The organism is Rhodococcus sp. D-6, assembly GCF_040256695.1.
Classification (GTDB): domain Bacteria; phylum Actinomycetota; class Actinomycetes; order Mycobacteriales; family Mycobacteriaceae; genus Rhodococcus; species Rhodococcus pyridinivorans.
On the sequence record NZ_CP132970.1, the window covers coordinates 1,126,142 to 1,144,180 of the forward strand.

General features: G+C 69.2%; 15 protein-coding genes. 10 read left to right on the forward strand and 5 right to left on the reverse strand.

The window, feature by feature from the left end; genetic code table 11:
• Positions 1-38 precede the first annotated feature (38 nt).
• The 5 genes from dxr to RBB84_RS05375 all read left to right on the forward strand — a co-directional run bounded on the left by dxr (position 39) and on the right by RBB84_RS05375 (position 6,448).
• Entirely contained in the window at positions 39-1,190 is a 1,152-nt protein-coding gene (dxr, locus tag RBB84_RS05355; RefSeq protein ID WP_064256253.1) for a 1-deoxy-D-xylulose-5-phosphate reductoisomerase, read from the forward strand.
• A gap of 15 nt (positions 1,191-1,205) precedes the next feature.
• Positions 1,206-2,423, forward strand: a complete 1,218-nt coding sequence (locus RBB84_RS05360; protein WP_064256252.1) for a M50 family metallopeptidase — start codon at positions 1,206-1,208, stop codon at positions 2,421-2,423.
• A gap of 45 nt (positions 2,424-2,468) precedes the next feature.
• Positions 2,469-3,623, forward strand: a complete 1,155-nt coding sequence (ispG, locus tag RBB84_RS05365; protein ID WP_024100645.1) for a flavodoxin-dependent (E)-4-hydroxy-3-methylbut-2-enyl-diphosphate synthase — start codon at positions 2,469-2,471, stop codon at positions 3,621-3,623.
• A 114-nt stretch (positions 3,624-3,737) separates the two neighbouring features.
• A complete protein-coding gene (locus RBB84_RS05370) occupies positions 3,738-4,574 on the forward strand; it encodes a GNAT family N-acetyltransferase (RefSeq protein WP_064256251.1) in 837 nt (278 codons plus the stop codon).
• Between the two features lie 32 nt (positions 4,575-4,606).
• A complete protein-coding gene (locus RBB84_RS05375; protein ID WP_197481833.1) occupies positions 4,607-6,448 on the forward strand; it encodes a penicillin-binding transpeptidase domain-containing protein in 1,842 nt (613 codons plus the stop codon).
• 2 nt (positions 6,449-6,450) lie between these two features.
• On the opposite strand, the gene RBB84_RS05380 is transcribed toward RBB84_RS05375, so the two are convergent.
• Both RBB84_RS05380 and RBB84_RS05385 read right to left on the reverse strand, forming a co-directional pair.
• Entirely contained in the window at positions 6,451-7,806 is a 1,356-nt protein-coding gene (locus RBB84_RS05380; RefSeq protein ID WP_019289129.1) for an APC family permease, read from the reverse strand.
• A gap of 49 nt (positions 7,807-7,855) precedes the next feature.
• Positions 7,856-8,719 (reverse strand): LuxR C-terminal-related transcriptional regulator, encoded by an 864-nt coding sequence (locus RBB84_RS05385; protein ID WP_006554249.1) that lies wholly within the window; start codon positions 8,717-8,719, stop codon positions 7,856-7,858.
• Between the two features lie 108 nt (positions 8,720-8,827).
• On the opposite strand from RBB84_RS05385, the gene RBB84_RS05390 reads away from it, so the two are divergent.
• Positions 8,828-10,471, forward strand: a complete 1,644-nt coding sequence (locus RBB84_RS05390; protein WP_019289131.1) for an AMP-binding protein — start codon at positions 8,828-8,830, stop codon at positions 10,469-10,471.
• A gap of 65 nt (positions 10,472-10,536) precedes the next feature.
• Entirely contained in the window at positions 10,537-11,394 is an 858-nt protein-coding gene (map, locus tag RBB84_RS05395) for a type I methionyl aminopeptidase (RefSeq protein ID WP_019289132.1), read from the forward strand.
• A 108-nt stretch (positions 11,395-11,502) separates the two neighbouring features.
• Here the strand turns inward: map and RBB84_RS05400 are convergent, their stop codons facing one another.
• Positions 11,503-11,805 carry a hypothetical protein gene (locus RBB84_RS05400; protein WP_350247252.1) on the reverse strand — a complete coding sequence of 101 codons (303 nt, stop codon included), beginning with the start codon at positions 11,803-11,805 and terminating at the stop codon, positions 11,503-11,505.
• A 75-nt stretch (positions 11,806-11,880) separates the two neighbouring features.
• On the opposite strand from RBB84_RS05400, the gene RBB84_RS05405 reads away from it, so the two are divergent.
• Positions 11,881-12,447 (forward strand): hypothetical protein, encoded by a 567-nt coding sequence (locus RBB84_RS05405; RefSeq protein WP_024100650.1) that lies wholly within the window; start codon positions 11,881-11,883, stop codon positions 12,445-12,447.
• Between the two features lie 75 nt (positions 12,448-12,522).
• On the opposite strand, the gene mtr is transcribed toward RBB84_RS05405, so the two are convergent.
• Both mtr and RBB84_RS05415 read right to left on the reverse strand, forming a co-directional pair.
• Positions 12,523-13,896, reverse strand: a complete 1,374-nt coding sequence (gene mtr, locus RBB84_RS05410; RefSeq protein ID WP_064256249.1) for a mycothione reductase — start codon at positions 13,894-13,896, stop codon at positions 12,523-12,525.
• Positions 13,893-14,963, reverse strand: a complete 1,071-nt coding sequence (locus RBB84_RS05415; RefSeq protein WP_064061050.1) for an alpha/beta hydrolase — start codon at positions 14,961-14,963, stop codon at positions 13,893-13,895. The genes mtr and RBB84_RS05415 overlap by 4 nt, the downstream gene beginning before the upstream one ends.
• A gap of 241 nt (positions 14,964-15,204) precedes the next feature.
• Here RBB84_RS05415 and mqo point away from each other — a divergent pair, with 241 nt between their 5' ends.
• Positions 15,205-16,677, forward strand: coding sequence for a malate dehydrogenase (quinone) (gene mqo, locus RBB84_RS05420; RefSeq protein WP_230809625.1), 1,473 nt, complete (start codon positions 15,205-15,207; stop codon positions 16,675-16,677).
• Between the two features lie 96 nt (positions 16,678-16,773).
• A complete protein-coding gene (cobA, locus tag RBB84_RS05425) occupies positions 16,774-18,036 on the forward strand; it encodes a uroporphyrinogen-III C-methyltransferase (RefSeq protein WP_041803306.1) in 1,263 nt (420 codons plus the stop codon).
• The last annotated feature ends 3 nt before the right edge of the window (positions 18,037-18,039 follow it).

The window sequence follows — 18,039 nt, forward strand, 5'->3', positions numbered from 1 at the left end:
TTCAGGAACCGTTCAGGTGCGTGGGGAACAATGCTCGCGTGGCCGAGACTCGATCTTCTTCCCGCACCCGGGTGCTCCTGCTGGGCAGTACCGGTTCCATCGGTACCCAGGCACTCGACGTGATCGCCGCCAATCCCGACGACTTCGAAGTCGTCGGTCTCGCCGCGGGCGGAGGCAAGACGGACCTACTCGCCGAACAGATCCGCGCGACCGGCGTCCGCGAGGTCGCCGTGGCCGAGCCTGACGCTGCCGCACGTCTCGACCTGCCGGTCCGGAGCGGCCCGACCGCCGTCACCGAACTCGTACGCGAAGTCGAGGCCGACGTCGTGCTCAACGCCCTGGTCGGTTCCCTCGGTCTCGAACCAACCCTCGCGGCGCTCGACACCGGTGCACGACTCGCGTTGGCGAACAAGGAATCGCTGGTCGCGGGCGGCTCGCTCGTGACGAAGGCGGCGGCGCCGAGCCAGATCGTGCCCGTCGACTCGGAGCACTCCGCGCTCGCGCAGTGCCTGCGCGGCGGCACCGGCGGCGAGGTGGCGCGTCTCGTGCTCACCGCCTCGGGCGGTCCGTTCCGCGGCTGGACCGCCGATCGCCTCGAATCGGTGACGCCCGAACAGGCCGGCGCCCACCCCACCTGGTCGATGGGGCCGATGAACACCCTCAACTCGGCGACCCTCGTCAACAAGGGACTCGAACTCATCGAGACCCACCTGCTCTTCGGTGTGGACTACGACCGGATCGACGTGACGGTGCACCCGCAGTCGATCGTGCACTCGATGGTCACCTTCGTCGACGGATCGACCCTTGCCCAGGCATCGCCGCCGTCGATGAAGCTGCCGATCGCGCTGGCCCTCGGCTGGCCGCACCGCGTCCCGCACGCCGCCCCGGCACTCGACTTCTCGACCGCGTCCACCTGGGAGTTCGAACCCCTCGACGACGACGTCTTCCCCGCCGTGCGGCTCGCGCGCCAAGCGGGCGTGGGCGGCGGATGCCTCACCGCCGTCTACAACGCGGCCAACGAGGTCGCCGCCGAGGCCTTCCTCGCGGGGACGCTGTCGTTCCCGCGGATCGTGCAGACCGTCGAGGCCGTGCTGAACGACGCACACGAGTGGTCCGCCGAACCCAGTACCGTGGACGACGTGCTCGCCGCCGACGGCTGGGCCCGCGACCGGGCGCGCACACTCGTATAGGAGGATCGGCCACTCATGATGTTCGTACTGGGCGTGGTGGTGTTCGCCCTCGGCATCGCCGTCTCCATCGCCCTGCACGAGGCCGGCCACATGTGGACGGCGCAGAAGCTGGGCATGAAGGTCCGGCGCTATTACATCGGGTTCGGTCCCCGTGTGTTCGCGTTCCGCCGCGGGGAGACCGAATACGGTCTCAAAGCGGTTCCGGCCGGCGGGTTCTGCGACATCGCGGGTATGACGGCCCTGGACGAACTCGCGCCCGACGAGGTCGAGCGCGCGATGTACAAGCAGAAGACGTGGAAGCGTCTGGTCGTGATGTCGGGTGGCATCGCGATGAACTTCCTGCTCGGCATCGTGCTCATCTACGGCCTCGCTGCCAGCGCGGGACTGCCCAACACCGACAACCGTGCGGTGGTCGGCACCGTCGGCTGTGCCGCGCCGACCCAGGACGGGCCGCCCGACTACACCCCGACCGACTGCTCGGGTCCCGGCCCGGCCGAGCAGGCCGGCATCGAACCGGGCGACGTGATCGTCGCCGTGGACGGGCAGTCCGTCGAGACCTTCGGCGACCTCGTCCGGGCCACGCAGCCCCTGTCGGGCACCGTACCGTTCACCGTCGAGCGTGGTGACGAGACCCTCACCGTGCCCGTCACGGTCCAGCAGGTCCAGCGCTGGGTCTACGAGAGCGAGTCGCTCGACGCCGAACCCGTCTCCCGCACCGTCGGTGCGATCGGGGTCGGGGGAGAGCCGGGCATCATCGAGTACACGCCGCTCTCGGCGATCCCCGCGACCTTCGACTTCACCGGTTACCTGGCGGTCCGCACGGCCGACGCCCTCGTGAGCCTGCCGAGTAAGGTCGCCGACCTGTGGACGGCCGTCACCGGGGGAGAGCGCGCGGTCGACACCCCGGTCAGTGTCGTGGGCGCCAGTGTCATCGGCGGCCAGTTCGCCGAGCGCGGCATCTGGGAGTCGTTCGTGTTGTTGCTCGCTCAGCTGAACTTCTTCCTCGGTGCGTTCAACCTCCTCCCGCTGCTGCCGCTCGACGGTGGGCACATGGCCGTCGCGATCTACGAGAAGGCCCGCAACTGGCTGCGCGGCCTGCGTGGACTGCCGGTCGGCCCTCCCGTGGACTACATGAAACTGCTGCCGCTGACCTATGTGGCGGTGGTCATCGGTGGCGCCTACATGGTGCTCACCCTTACAGCAGACATCGTCAACCCCATCAAGCTGTTCTGATCTGCGCCGGTAGACTTGCCGAGTAGCGACGAAAGAAGGCGAACTGTGACCAGCCCCGTCGGATTGGGCATGCCCGAAATTCCTGCGGTCCTCGCACCCCGACGCAAGACCCGCCAGCTCATGGTCGGAAATGTCGGCGTCGGCAGCGATCATCCGGTGTCCGTGCAGTCGATGACCACCACGAAGACGCACGACGTGAACGCCACCCTCCAGCAGATCGCGGAGCTCACGGCGTCCGGCTGCGACATCGTGCGTGTCGCGTGCCCGCGTCAGGAGGACGCCGACGCACTCCCGATCATCGCGAAGAAGAGCAAGATCCCGGTAATCGCCGACATCCACTTCCAGCCGCGGTACATCTTCGCCGCGATCGACGCCGGCTGCGCGGCCGTGCGCGTCAATCCCGGCAACATCAAGGAGTTCGACGGTCGCGTCAAGGAGGTCGCCAAGGCGGCCGGAGACGCCGGGATCCCCATCCGGATCGGCGTCAATGCCGGCTCCCTCGACCCCCGGCTCCTCGCCAAGTACGGCAAGGCCACCCCGGAGGCTCTCGTCGAGTCCGCCCTGTGGGAGGCGAGCCTGTTCGAGGAACACGGCTTCGGCGACATCAAGATCTCCGTCAAGCACAACGACCCCGTCGTGATGGTCGAGGCCTACCGGCAGCTCGCCGCGCAGTGCGACTACCCGCTGCACCTCGGTGTGACCGAGGCCGGCCCCGCCTTCCAGGGCACCATCAAGTCGGCCGTCGCCTTCGGTGCGCTGCTGAGCGAGGGCATCGGCGACACCATCCGCGTGTCCCTGTCGGCGCCGCCCGCCGAGGAGATCAAGGTCGGCACGCAGATCCTGCAGTCGCTGAACCTGCGTCCCCGCAAACTCGAGATCGTTTCGTGCCCGTCCTGCGGGCGTGCCCAGGTGGACGTCTACTCCCTCGCCAACGAGGTCACCGCCGGACTCGAGGGCATGGAGGTGCCGCTGCGGGTTGCGGTGATGGGTTGCGTCGTCAACGGACCCGGTGAGGCTCGTGAGGCGGACCTCGGTGTGGCCTCCGGAAACGGCAAGGGCCAGATCTTCGTCAAGGGCAAGGTCATCAAGACCGTGCCCGAGGCGCAGATCGTCGAGACCCTCATCGAGGAAGCGATGCGCATCGCCGACGAGATGGACGGCAACGACTCGGGCGGCGGCCCCGTGGTGTCGGTCGGCTGATACGGGTGGGGCGCACGGGACGGCGTTCTCTCACTTTCGAGGACTCAGGTTTCCACGCCGCCGTCCGGCATGGCACTCTGATCTCGTATCGGCTTCTCGACGGGTGGTGAGCGAGTGCTCAAGCTTCTGGGCGTCCGGTCGTTGGGCGGACGTGACACCGCCGCGGTGCTCCGGGTGCTCTCCCGCGACCCCGTGGCCGCGTGCATGGTGGCCGGCCGCGTCGAGGAGTACGGACTCGACGGGCGTGCCGTCGGCGGCGAGATGTGGAGCCGCGGAGGCCCCGAGACCTCGCTGTGCTTCTCCGGCGCGAACCTCATTCCGCTGCTGGGCAGTCCGGACGACATCCAGGCGTTCGCCGAGCGCGCGAGTCGCGGGCCGCGGTTGTGTTCGTCCATCGTCGGTCGCGCCGAGTACGCGCTGCCCATGTGGGAGCGGCTCGAATCCACGTGGGGCGCTCCCCGCGAGGTGCGCGCCGAACAACCCCTCCTCGTCCTCGACCGCGAACCGCTCGTGGACCCCGACCCGCTGGTCCGGCCCGTGCGGACCGACGAACTGGATGTGTATCTGCCCGCCGCGATCTCGATGTTCATCGAGGAGGTCGGCATCGATCCGCGAACCGGCGACGGCGGTGCGGGTTACCGGCGCCGCGTCGCGAGCCTGATCGCGGCGGGACGCGCCTGGGCGCGGTTCGAGGACGGACAGGTCTTGTTCAAGGCGGAGGTGGGTTCGCAGTCGTCCACGGTGGGCCAGATCCAGGGCGTCTGGGTCGATCCCGCGCATCGTGGCTCGGGCCTCGGCACGATCGGCACGGCCGCCGTGGCCTGCGCGGTCGCTCGCAGTGGTCGCCTGCCCAGCCTCTACGTCAACAGCTTCAACGCCCCGGCTCGTGGAGCCTACGCCCGCGCGGGTTTCCGTCAGGTCGCGACGTTCTCCACGGTGCTGCTCGACTGATTTCCCGTCGGCTCTGCCTACGATGACGGGCGATGAGACCTCGAAGTTCCACCCCGGCATCCCCGTACGCACGCGCACTCCGGATCGGCGCTGTGTGGTCGGCGGCCGTCGTGCTCCTCGGCCTGGCCGTCGCGTGCACGCCGCGGCCGACCGGGCCGGAGGCCGCCGCCCAGGCGTTTCTCGACTCGTTCGCCGCGCAGGACGTCGCGTCGGCGGCGGATCGCACCGACCGCCCCGACGACGCGTCCGTCGCGATGCAGGAGGTCCTGGACGGGCTTCAAGCCGAATCCCTCATCGCCACAACGACATCCACCCGGATCAGCGGCGACTCCGCGACCGTGGGCTACAACTACGAGTGGCACCTGCCGAAGGAACGGGTATGGCAGTACACCGGTGAGCTCAACATGGGGCGCAGCGGGAACGACTGGATCGTGCGGTGGGCGAAGTCCGCGCTGCACCCGCAGCTCGGCGAACGGCAGACCATGCAGCTCCGCAGCAGCCCGGCGCCGCGTGCCCGGGTCAACGAGCACGCAGGCAGCGACATCCTCGTCCCCGGCACGGTCTACGGCATCGCCTTCGACGCCGCGCAGACCACCGACGTCGCCGGCGCCGCCCGCCAGCTCGCGTCGACGTTGTCGGAGTTCGATTCCTCGCTCACGGCGCAGGCGATCGCGGAATCGGTGACGGCCTCCTCCGGGCCGCGCTCGGTGATGCGATTGCGCGAGGACGACTACGAGCGCGTCGCCCCACGTCTCGCCGGGATCGACGGTGTCGTGGTGACCGAGCAGGCCGACCTCGTCGCGACCGATCGCAACTTCGCGCCGGATCTCGTGGGTCAGATCAAGAAGACCGTCATCGACGAGGTCGACGGCACGGCCGGGTGGAGCGTCGTCGTGGTGAACCAGTACGGCGTGGACACCGGGGTGCTCACCGAGACGCCGCCGCAACCGGTGCCGTCGTTCTCGGTCAGTCTCGACCGTCCCCTCCAGCTCGCGGCCCAGGCGGCCGTCGATGCCCGCACCGAGCAGGCGATGACGGTCGTGATCGAGGCGTCCACGGGTGCGGTGCTGGCGGTGGCCCAGAACAAGGCCGCCGACCGGGACGGCCCGGTCGCGCTGGCCGGCCAGTACCCGCCGGGCTCGACGTTCAAGATCGTCACCTCGGGTGCGGCGATCGCCGAGGGGAGCGCGACCCCGAACACGATGGTGCCGTGCCCGGGCCGCATCACGATCGGTGAGCGCAGCGTGCCGAACTACAACGAGTTCGAGCTCGGGACGGTCTCTCTCGCTACCGCTTTCGCCCGATCCTGCAACACCTCCTTCGCCAAGCTCGCCTCCGAGATGGCCCCGGACGCGCTGACCGTCGCCGCTTCGCAGTTCGGTATCGGTGTGGACTACGAGGTGGTCGGGATGCCGACCTTCACCGGATCGGTTCCGCCCGCGGAGGATCTCGTCGAACGGACCGAGGACGGCTTCGGTCAGGGCAAGGTGGTCGTGAGCCCGTTCGGGATGGCGCTCACCGCGGCGACGGTCGCCGCCGGCCGTACCCCGGTGCCCTATCTCATCGCGGGTCGCGAGACCGTTGTGAGCGGTTCGCCGCCGCCGGTGACGCCGGAGATGGTGGAGGGTCTGCGCGAGATGATGCGCCTGGTGATCACGAGCGGTACCGCCGACCGCATCCGGGACCAGGGCGACGTCTACGGCAAGACCGGCGAGGCCGAGGTCGAGGGCGGGTCGCACTCGTGGTTCGTCGGTTACCGCGGTGATCTGGCGTTCGCGACGCTCGTCGTGCGCGGCGGCAGCTCCGACAACGCGGTCGCGGTCACCCGCGACATGTTCGCCGCCCTGCCGCCGGAATACGACGAGGGAGCCTGAGCTCAGGTCGTACTCGCGGGCCGACCGTCGCGCCGGCCCGCGAGTCGCGTCACCAGCCACAGCACCACACCGATCCCGAGCAGCACCCCGGCCGTCCGGTACTGGGTCACGGGCCGGTCGACCCACGGCAGGACGAGGAACAGGCAACTGGCCGCCCCGAGCACCGGGAGGATCGTCGGCGCGCGGAAGTGCCGGTGCTCCACGTGGTCCCGGCGCAGGACCAGTGCGGCGACGTTGACGATCGCGAACACCCCCAGCAGGAGCAGCGCCGTCGTCCCCCCGAGTTCGGGCACCCCGCCGACGAAGACGACGAGACCGACCGCGAGCAGCGTCGTGAACGCGATCGCGACATAGGGCGTGCGGCGCGTGGGGTGCACCCGCCCCAGGACGGCGGGCAGGACGTCCTCGCGGGCGATGCCGTAGACCAACCGGCTCGCCATCAGCATGTTGATCAGCGCGGTGTTGGCCACCGCGAACATCGTGACGAAGGCGAAGATCCCGACCGGGAACGCCGGCGCGCCGACCTCGACCACCCGCAGCAAAGGCGTCTCGCCCGCCCCGAGCTCCTCGGGCGCGACGAGCGCGATCGCGGTGATCGAAACAAGCACGTACACCAACGCGGCGAGACCCAGGCCGAGCAGCAGCATCCGGGGGAAGATCCGGGTGGGCTCCTTGCACTCCTCGGCCATGTTCACCGAATCCTCGAACCCCACCATCGCGAAGAAGGCCAGGGCCGTCCCTGCGACCACCGCGGAGAAGACGGACCGGTCGCCGGGATCGATCTCGACCACACGCGAGAAGTCCCCGCCGCCGAAACCCAACGCCCACATGCCGATCGCGACGATGATGAGCAGGCCGCCCAACTCGACCATCGTGAGCACCACGTTGGTCTTCACGCTCTCGCCGACCCCGCGGAAGTTGATCACCGCCAGGACGAGGACGAAGACCAGCGCGATCACGGTGATCCCGGCCGTGCCGGCCAGGTCGAGTCCGAAGGCCTCGGCGAAGTTCGCGGCGAACGCCCGCGCAGCAGTGGCGGCAGAGGTGATGCCCGAGGACATCACGGCGAAGGCCACCAGGAAGGTCAGGAAATGCACGCCGAACGCCTTGTGCGTGTAGAGCGCCGCTCCGGCCGCCCGCGGATACTTCGTGACCAGCTCCAGATAGCTGAACGCGGTCACCGTCGCGACGGCGAACGCGACGAGGAACGGCAGCCACACCACGCCGCCGACCTCGTTCGCGACCTCCCCGGTGAGAGCGTAGATGCCGGTGCCCAGGATGTCGCCGATGACGAACAGCAGGAGCAGACCCGGTCCGAGGACGCGGACGAGCTGGGGTGAGTCGGTCGTCTCGGCCACCGCAGGCCCCCTTCCGCACCCTGTCCGCCGATGGGGGACCGGCCGGATATCAGGGCAGCAGACCCGATTTTCGCGCGGCGACGACGGCCTCGTGGCGGGAATGGACGTCGAGCTTGCTCATGGCGCTGCGCAGGTAGCTCTTGACCGTCTCGGCACCGACCGACAGGCGCTGGGCGATCTCGGCGTTGCTGCACCCCAGCGCCACATGGGACAGCACGTCGGTCTCGCGCGGGGACAGCACGACGTCCGTCGGTTCCGGTTCCGTTCCGTCGAGCACCCCGGCGAGACGGTCGGACAACGAGCGGAGCTTCTCCTGCAGCGCCGGATCGGTCGTGCCCTGCGCGAGCACCCGCAGCTCGGCGTGGACCTCGCGGACCTGCGCGGTCGCGACGGGATCGCGGTCGCCGGACGACCGCTCGAGCATCGCAAGTCGCCGATCGACCTCGTCGCGCACCTCGATCTCGTGCGCGAGACGTGCGGCCGCCTGCGCGAACGCCGTCACCGCCCGATCACCGACCGGCGCGCACTCGCGCGCGGCGCCGTACAACACCGCGCGGGCCTTGCCCTCGACGAGTACCGGCACGGCGAGGATGGACCGCAATCCCTCGTACAGAACGGGACGGTCGAAGTGGTGCGTGATCGACGCAGAGCGACCGTAGTCCGACACCGTCACCACCCGCGACTCCGCGAGGACGCGACCGCCGAGACCGGCCCGCGGAGGCACCACGACCCCCGCCAGGCTGTTGGTGCGGGTGCCGAAGAATTCGCTGAGCTGCAGCGATCCCTGCTGGACCTCGCCGGCGAAGACCACCGGCAACTGTGCCTGCGCCGCGGTGCGGCGGAGTTCACCGCGCAGGGCATCACCGTCACGGGGACGCAGCAGCGCCGACGAGGAGGACGACACGAACGCCACCCCTTTCCGGGGGTATCGGGGAACATGGTGTGACTCGAATCATAGACGTCGAACGGGTGTGCTCCACAGATCAGGAACACCCTGGCCGGTACGGACGAAAGGACCACAATGGGCGACACAGCGAGCCGCGTGCGGACACTGCTCGAGCGGTACGACACGGCAGACGCCTGCGCAGCCCGACTGCTGTGCGACGACCATCCCGCCGACGCGGTGGCGTTCACCGTCGTCGACGCGGACCTGAGCTCCACCGATCTCACCTACGGCGAGCTCCGCGAACGGTCGATCCGCTTCGCCGCGGCGCTGGCGGATCTCGGTGTCGAACCCGGCGACCACGTCGCGACGCTCATGGGCAAGTCGGCAGACCTGGTGGTCGCGGTTCTCGGTATCTGGCGTCGCGGCGCCGTGCACGTGCCGCTCTTCACCGCCTTCGCCCCGCCGGCGATCGCCTTCCGGCTCGACGCGAGCGGCACCAAGGTGGTCGTGGCCGATCGTGATCAGGCCGGCAAGCTCGCCGCCGGATCGGATCTTCCCGCCGAGGTGCCGTGGCAGGTCGTCGTGGCCGGTGAGGGAGACGCCGACGCGTCCGGGCGTGGGGCCCGCGACTTCGGCGAGCTGGTCGCCGCGCAGTCTGCCGACGACCCGCGTGGCGAGGCCGTCGCCGTCGGCGCCGAGGGGCGCCTGGTCCAGCTGTTCACCTCCGGCACGACCGGCACTCCCAAGGGTGTTCCCGTCCCGGTGAAGGCGCTGGCGTCCTTCCACGCCTACCTGGAGTTCGGCCTCGACGTGCGCAAGGACGACGTCTTCTGGAACGCGGCCGATCCGGGATGGGCGTACGGGCTCTACTACGCGCTACTCGGACCGCTCGCGGCCGGTCGGCGCAGCCTCCTGCTGCACGCCGGTTTCTCGCCCGCGCTCACCTGGCAGATCCTCGACACCTTCGGGGTGACCAACTTCGCGGCGGCCCCGACGGTCTACCGCAGCCTCAAGGCCGACACCGCCGAGCACCCGCCGGTGCGGCTGCGTCGTGCCTCCTCGGCCGGTGAGCCGCTGACCCCGGACGTCCTCGAGTGGTCGAAGGAGACCCTTGGTGTCGTGGTGCGCGACCAGTACGGACAGACCGAACACGGCATGTTCGTCGTCGACGCGTGGGCGGACGAGCTGCGCGAGGACACCCCGGCGCGTTCGATGGGCAAGCCGCTGCCGGGCTGGAGCTGCGCGGTGCTGCGCGAGGACAGCGACGAGATCGCCGAGCCCGGTGAGGTCGGACGCGTCGCGATCGACGTGCACGCGAGCCCGCTCGTGTGGTTCACCGGCTACGTCGACGCACCCGAGAAGACCGCCGACCGGTTCAGCGAGGACGGCCGCTGGTACCTGACTGGCGACGCCGGCAAGGTCGACGAGAACGGCTTCTTCTTCTTCTCGTCCCGCGACGACGACGTGATCATCATGGCCGGTTACCGCATCGGCCCGTTCGACGTCGAGTCGGTGCTCGTGATGCACCCCGACGTGATCGAGGCCGCCGTCGTGGGTCTGCCGGACGAACTGCGGGGGGAGGTCCTCGAGGCGTTCGTGGTGCTGCGGGAGGGTGTCGAGGGCGACGACGCGGTCGAGGCGGAGCTGCAGAAGCTCGTGAAGCAGAAGTACGCCGCCCACGCCTACCCGCGCGCGGTGCACTTCGTGCCGCACCTGCCCAAGACGCCGAGCGGCAAGGTCCAGCGCTTCAAGCTGCGCCAGGCGGGCGCTGTGGGCTGATCGGCGCACGACGGCCCGATCGGTGGATGACGGGGGAGCGGGGCGCGGCGGCTAATCTGGAAGTCATGGCTACCCGCGCTCCGCTCGTCCCCGGCACTCCGACTCCCGTCCGGGAGGTGCCCGCATCGATCGAACGGCCGGAGTACGTGTGGAAGCCCACGGCGAAGGAAGGCAACGAGCCGTGGGTGCAGACACCCGAGACGATCGAGAAGATGCGACTCGCGTCGAAGATCGCCGCACAGGCCCTCGTCGAGGCCGGTAAGGCTGTCGCGCCGGGCGTGACCACCGACGAGATCGACCGCGTCGCGCACGAGTACATGTGCGACCACGGCGCCTACCCGTCGACCCTCGGCTACCGCGGCTTCACCAAGTCGTGCTGCACCTCGCTCAACGAGGTCATCTGCCATGGTATCCCCGACTCGACCGTCGTCGAGGACGGCGACATCGTCAACATCGACGTCACCGCCTACATCGACGGCGTCCACGGCGACACCAACGCCACCTTCCTGGCCGGCGACGTCTCCGAGGACGTCCGCCTGCTCGTCGATCGCACCCGCGAGGCCACGATGCGCGGCATCAAGGCGGTCAAGCCGGGCCGGGCCCTCAACGTCATCGGCCGGGTCATCGAGTCCTACGCCAACCGCTTCGGCTACGGCGTCGTCCGCGACTTCACCGGCCATGGTATCGGCGAGACCTTCCACAACGGCCTGGTGATCCTGCACTACGACCGGCCCGACATCGACACGATCATCGAGCCCGGCATGGTGTTCACCATCGAACCGATGATCAACCTCGGTACGCCCGACTACGAGATCTGGGACGACGGCTGGACGGTCGTCACCAAGGACCGCAAGTGGACCGCGCAGTTCGAGCACACCATCGTCGTCACCGACACCGGCGCCGAGATCCTCACCCTGCCGTGACCTCCGCTCGCTGAGCGAGCACGGAGTTCGGCCCCGACCCGGAAAGGGTCGGGGCCGAACCTGTTCCGGAAGGCGGCCGGCCTGGGGTGCCGCGTTGCGGGCGACCTGTCAGGTCGCGCCCACGCACACCGCGGCCACCAGCAGGGGGAGCACCACCAGGGTCGTCGTCGGCGACGCGTCGACGATCCACGACCACAGCGACGACCACGACCGGGTCCACGTGACGAGGGTCGCGGCGAGACCACCGATCACGACGACGGACGCGGCGGCCGTCAGCAGACCCGTTGCGCGCCAACGGTGCTGGATTGCCCCGACGAGCATCGACAGCGCAACGATCAGGAGCATGGTGGCGAAGAAGCCCAGGAACTGCACCACGGAACTGTCTGTGACGAAACGCAGGATCCCGAACATCCGCATGTCCACTCCCCAGCCCGTCTCGATACGGCAAGAGGCGGAGCACGGACTGCGGCCATGTAGCGTTTGCCCATGGAATCGAGGACGGTGACCACGCCCGGTGGGGACGTGCAGGTTCGGATCGGCGGCCCCGAAAGTCGTTACACGGTGCTGCTCTTCCCCGACGCGGGGGAGGACGCAGGTGTGTACGACGTCGTGTGCGAGCGGCTGCACACGTCCGACCTGCGGACGATCGTGGTCGAGAAGATCGACGGACTCGCGCCCGCCGACGTGTTCGCCCTACTGGACGCCCTCGCCCTGCCCTGGGTTCATCTGGCGGGCAGCGGCGCGGGAGCCGAACTGGCCTGGGCCGTCGCCGCAGGACGCTTCGGACGCTTCGCGAGCCTGGTGGTCGCCGACCGCGGCCATCCCGCGGTCGCGGATCGTGACGGCACGGTGCGCGACGCGTCGGCGCCGCCCGCGGAGGTGCCCACCACGATCGTCGTGGGCGATGCCTCGCGTCGACCCGAAGCGGACGCATCGATGCGCTACGTGACGGGAGAGTTCCGGGTGGTCGAACTCGCCGGGGTCGCCAACGTGCCCGCCGAGGCGCCCACCGACTTCGCGTCCGCGATCGCGCTGCGCACCGGAAGCTGGTGAGACGCGTGTGGCCTGCGGCCCGGAGAGGGCAGCAGGCCACACGGCGCTGGTGAAGGTGCTCGGAGACCCCGAAGTTCAGAGACCCAGCAGGGCGTTCTCGACGAGTTCGGGCAGCGCGGGGTGAATCCAGTACTGCCCGGTCGCCATCTCCCGCGCGGGCAGACCGAACGACATGGCCTGGATGAGGGGCTGGATGACCGTCGACGCCTGGGCCCCGATGATGTGGGCGCCGAGCAGCAGACCCGTCGACCGATCGGCGATCAGCTTGCAGAAACCTTCGGTGTCCTCCATCGCCCAGCCGTAGGCGACGTTGCCGTAGTCCTGGATCTTGACGGAGATGTCGAATCCCACCTCCCGGGCCGCGGCCTCGGTGAGACCGACCGACGCGATCTGCGGATCGGTGAACACCGCGGAGGGGACGTAGCGGTGGTCCGTCCGCTGCAGACCCGTGGTGTCGCCGCTCCACGCGTCGTGCAACAGGTTGTGCTGGACGACCCGCGCCTCGTGGTTGGCCACGTGCTTGAGCTGGTAGGGCGACGACACGTCGCCGAGGGCGAACACACCCGCCGCGGACGTGCGCTGGAACTCGTCGACCACGATCCGGCCCTTCGCATCGAGTTCGATGCCCGCCGCCGCGGCGTCGAGCAGGTCACCGTTGGGCTGCCGACCTGTCGCGACGAGCAGGGCGTCGCCGCTCACGACGGTGCCGTCGGCGAGTTCGACCTCCACGCCGTCGCCGACCGGACGGAACGCCCGGGCCGGATTGGCGAGGTGGACGTCCCACTTGGCCGCGGCGAGCGCCGTGAACCGCTCGGAGACGTCGGCGTCGAGGTGCCGCAGTAGACGGTCGGTCCGCGCGATCACCGACACCCGCGTGCCGAGCGCCGAGAAGACGTGGGCGAACTCCATCGCGATGAAACCCGTCCCGAGGATTACGAGGGACTCGGGCAGTTTAGGCAACCGCATGATGCCGTCGCTCGTGTGATATCTCACACCGGAATCGAGTACCTCCTGCGGGATCGCGGGCCGCGAACCGGCCGCGACGACCACCTGGTCCGCGGTGATCACCTCACCGGTTCCGGTGTCGATGCGGCGCTCGCCGACGAACCGCGCGTGACCGTCGTAGACGGTGACGTTCGCGCAGTCCTCGCGGCGGTAGCGCTCGCCGCCCGCAGCGATGGGATCGATGCGACCGAAGATCCGGTCGACGATGTCGTTCCACCGCACTCCGTCGATCGACGCGTCGACGCCGTACTTCGCCGCGGTGCGGACCGTGTGGGCGACCTCCGCGGCGTAGACGTACATCTTCGTGGGGATGCAGCCCACGTTGAGGCAGGTGCCCCCGAAGGTGCCTTCTTCGAGGAGAGCGACGCGCTTCCCGTCGTACCGCTCGTCGAGGATCGAATTCCCCGATCCTGTGCCGATGATCGCGAGGTCGTAGTGGGTCACGCGTGCTCTCCCGTGAGTCGGTGCAGTACGGAAACGGTGGCGGAGTCGTCGGAGTCGTCGGCCTCGGTTCGGGAACCGGAGGTGTCCGCCTCGTCCGCTCCGTCCAACCATTCCAGCCACAAGTCCAATTCCCGGAAGGCCTCCGCCAGGGGACCGGGTGTGGACAGGAACACGTCGTGACGGGCACCGTCGATCGGCACGATCGTCGTGCGGTTGCCGAGGCATCCCGCCCATCGGGCTATCTGGCGGACGTCGAGGACCGCGTCGACGGTGTCGACGCTCGCGTCATACCGCGGAGCGAAGCGCGAGGCACCGGACCGCAGGATCAGCGACGGCACCCCGATGTCGAGCCCGCGGTGCAGGACGGCCTGGCCCCGCCGCACGGCACGTAACCAGCCGAAGCGGACGGGGAACCCGGTCAACGGCTTCCAGTCGAGGTCGTAGCGCCAGCCGTCGCACTGCAGGCTGCGGCCGTAGGCCTCGGTCTTCGGCAGCGGTATGAGCGCGCGCGGGCGGAGGCGGCCGACGATGTCGACGGCCGCCGTGCCGACATTGCGCAGGTAGGACGGTCCCTGCAGGTCGAACCACGGACTGTTCAGGACGAGACCCACGATGCCCGCCGCGGCAACCCCGCCGGGCCGGCGACGGAGACGGTCGAGCCACAACGGCAGGACGAGCCCGCCCGTCGAGTGGGCCGCCAGCAGCACACCGCCACCGACCTCCTCGCGCACCACGCGCAGCGCCTCGTCGAGTTCGGCGTCGTAGTGGGAGAGATCGGTGACGAAGTGAGGGGTGTGCCCGGGTGCCCGCGAACGACCGCACTTGCGCAGGTCCAGCGCGAAGAAGCGGTAACCGCGCGCCGCGAAGTGCTCGGCGAGGTGCTGCTGGAAGAAGTAATCGGTGAAGCCGTGGACGTAGAGCACCGCCCGGTCGGGGAGATCGGTAGACGGAGGCTGGTAGCGCACCAGGGTCGCCGAGATCTCGCCTTCGCCGTCGGGGTCGGTGCCCAGCGGCAGTTCGAGCTGTTCGTAGCCGTCTCCGAGGACGTCAGGACGCCAAGTAGTCACTATCACACCCTAGGTGTGTTCGCCGACCACCGCTCATGGGTACACAATGAGGTGAAATGAAACGCCGGACCACGCGCGGGTAACCTGTCGGTCGCATTCGCGCGCCGCGTTGACGGGACACCCACGCGAGACGGTACCTCCGTACTTCGGCGGCGCGTGCGAACCAGACAAGGAAGTCGATTTCCCAGTGTCAGAGAACGTAGTAGCGAAAACCGATGTAGTGCTCGTGGGCGCGGGCATCATGAGCGCAACCCTCGGTGCGTTGTTGCGTCAGGTGCAGCCCGACTGGTCGATCACCGCGTTCGAGCGCCTCGACGCCGCGGCCGCCGAGAGCAGCGACCCCTGGAACAACGCCGGTACGGGCCACTCCGCGCTGTGTGAGCTCAACTACACTCCTGAGAAGCCGGACGGTTCGGTCGACATCGCGAAGGCCGTCAACGTCAACGAGCAGTTCCAGGTCTCGCGCCAGTTCTGGGCGTACGCCGTCGACAACGGCATTCTGTCCGACCCCAAGAACTTCATCAATCCGGTTCCGCACGTCAGCTTCGTACACGGCGCCGAGAACGTGAAGTACCTGCGTGCCCGCTACGACGCCCTTGCCGGCCATCCCCTCTTCGAGGGCATGGAGTACACCGAGAGCCCCGAGGTCTTCACCGAGCGTCTGCCGCTCATGGGCAAGGGCCGCGACTTCTCCGACCCGGTTGCCCTGAATTGGACGCAGACCGGCACCGACATCGACTTCGGTGCCCTCACCAAGCAGCTCATCAACCACGTCGCGGCCTCCGGCGGCACCGTCTTCTTCGGCCACGACGTCACCGACGTGTCCAAGCAGTCCGATGGCAGCTGGATCGTGAAGGTCCGCAACCGTCGCACCGGCGAGTCGCGCAAGGTCCAGGCGAAGTTCGTCTTCGTCGGCGCCGGCGGCGGCGCGCTGCACCTGCTGCAGAAGTCGGGCATCAAGGAGATCAAGGGCTTCGGTGGCTTCCCCGTCTCCGGTGCCTTCCTGCGCTGCACCAATCCCGAGGTCATCGCGCAGCACAGCGCCAAGGTCTACGGCAAGGCCGCGGTCGGTGCCCCTCCGATGTCGGTGCCGCACCTCGACACCCGCGTCATCGGCGGCAAGCAGGGTCTGCTCTTCGGTCCCTACGCCGGCTGGTCGCCCAAGTTCCTCAAACAGGGCGGCATCATGGACCTGCCCAAGTCCGTCAAGCCCGGCAACCTGATGTCGATGCTCGGCGTCGGCGTCACCGAGCTCGGCCTGGTCAAGTACCTCGTCGGTGAGCTCATGCAGTCGCCCGCCGACCGCATCGGCACCCTCGCCGAGTTCGTGCCCGAGGCGCGCCTCGAGGACTGGGAGCTCATCGTCGCCGGCCAGCGTGTGCAGGTCATCCGACGCAAGGGTGCGGGCGGTGTCCTCGAGTTCGGTACCGCCGTGGTCAACGCGGGTGACGGTTCGATCGCCGGTCTGCTCGGTGCGTCGCCGGGTGCCTCGACGGCCGTTCCGGCCATGCTCGACGTCCTCGAGCGCTGCTTCCCGCAGCAGTGGGCGGGCTGGCAGTCCAAGCTCCGCGAAATGGTCCCGTCGCTCGGTCTGAAGCTGTCCGACAACCCCGACCTGTTCCGCCAGGTATGGGACCACAGCACGAAGTCGCTGCAGCTCGACGTCGTCTCCGACACCGTGGCCGAGGCACCCGCAGAGGCCGCCGCGGTCTGATCCGATCACTGCACCTGTGGCCCGGGGCGATGCCCGGGCCACAGGTGTCCCGAAGGTGGGTCCGATCGGATTCGCCCCGACACGAGAGATGGGGAGATGCCCGTGTCCGCTGCCGCTGAGGACGAGACCAGTTACCTGGTCGGACTCGATCTCCGTGGACGCCGCGTCGTGATCGTCGGAGGAGGCAGCGTCGCGCAGCGGCGTCTCGGTCTGCTCGTCGCGTCCGGTGCCGACGTCCACGTGGTCGCCCGGGCCGCGACCCCCGTGGTCGAGAGCATGGCGACGAAGGGCCGCATCTCCCTCGACCTGCGCGACTACCGCGACGGCGACCTCGACGGCGCGTGGTACGCCATGGCCTGCACCGACGAACCCGAGACCAACGCAGCGGTCGTCGCCGAAGCCGAACGCAACAGGATCTTCTGCGTCCGCGCGGACAACGCCCGTCACGGCAGCGCCGTCACCCCCGCCACGGCCCGCTACGAGGGTCTGACCGTCGGCGTCCTCGCCGGTGGCGACCACCGCCGGTCCGCCGCCGTGCGCACCTCGATCCGTGACGCCCTCGCCGGAGCGGCCGTCACCGAGTTCGCCGAGACCGCGCCGAAGCCGGTCGGCGTCGCCCTCGTGGGCGGAGGACCGGGCGATCCCGACCTGATCACCGTGCGCGGTCGACGCCTCCTCACCCGCGCCGACGTGGTCGTCGCCGACCATCTCGCCCCGCAGGAACTGCTCGCGGAACTCGACTCGCACGTCGAGGTGATCGACGCGGCGAAGCTCCCGTACGGACGGGCCATGGCCCAGCAGGTCATCAACGAGACCCTCATCGACCGCGCAAAGGCCGGCAAGTTCGTCGTCCGACTCAAGGGCGGCGACCCGTACGTCTTCGGTCGCGGTTACGAGGAGCTCGAGGCCTGCACCGCGGCCGGCATCCCGGTGACCGTCGTCCCCGGCATCACCAGCGCGATCTCCGTGCCGTCTGCGGCCGGGATCCCCGTCACCCACCGTGGGGTCACCCACGAATTCGTCGTGGCCAGCGGCCACGTCGCGCCCGGACATCCCGACTCGCTCACCGACTGGGACGCGCTCGCCAAGCTGCGCGGCACCCTGGTCCTGCTCATGGCCGTCGAACGCATCGAGCAGTTCGCCGACGCCCTGATCGCCGGCGGACGTCCCACCGACACCCCCGTGGTCGTCGTGCAGGAGGGCACGCTGAGCAGCCAACGTGTGGTGCGTGCCGATCTGTCGACCGTCGCTCAGCGTGTCCGGGACGAGGCCGTGCGCCCGCCCGCGATCGTCGTGATCGGGCCGGTGGCCGGATTCGGACTCGATCCGCGGACCGGCTCCGACTCGGACGGTGGGTAACGT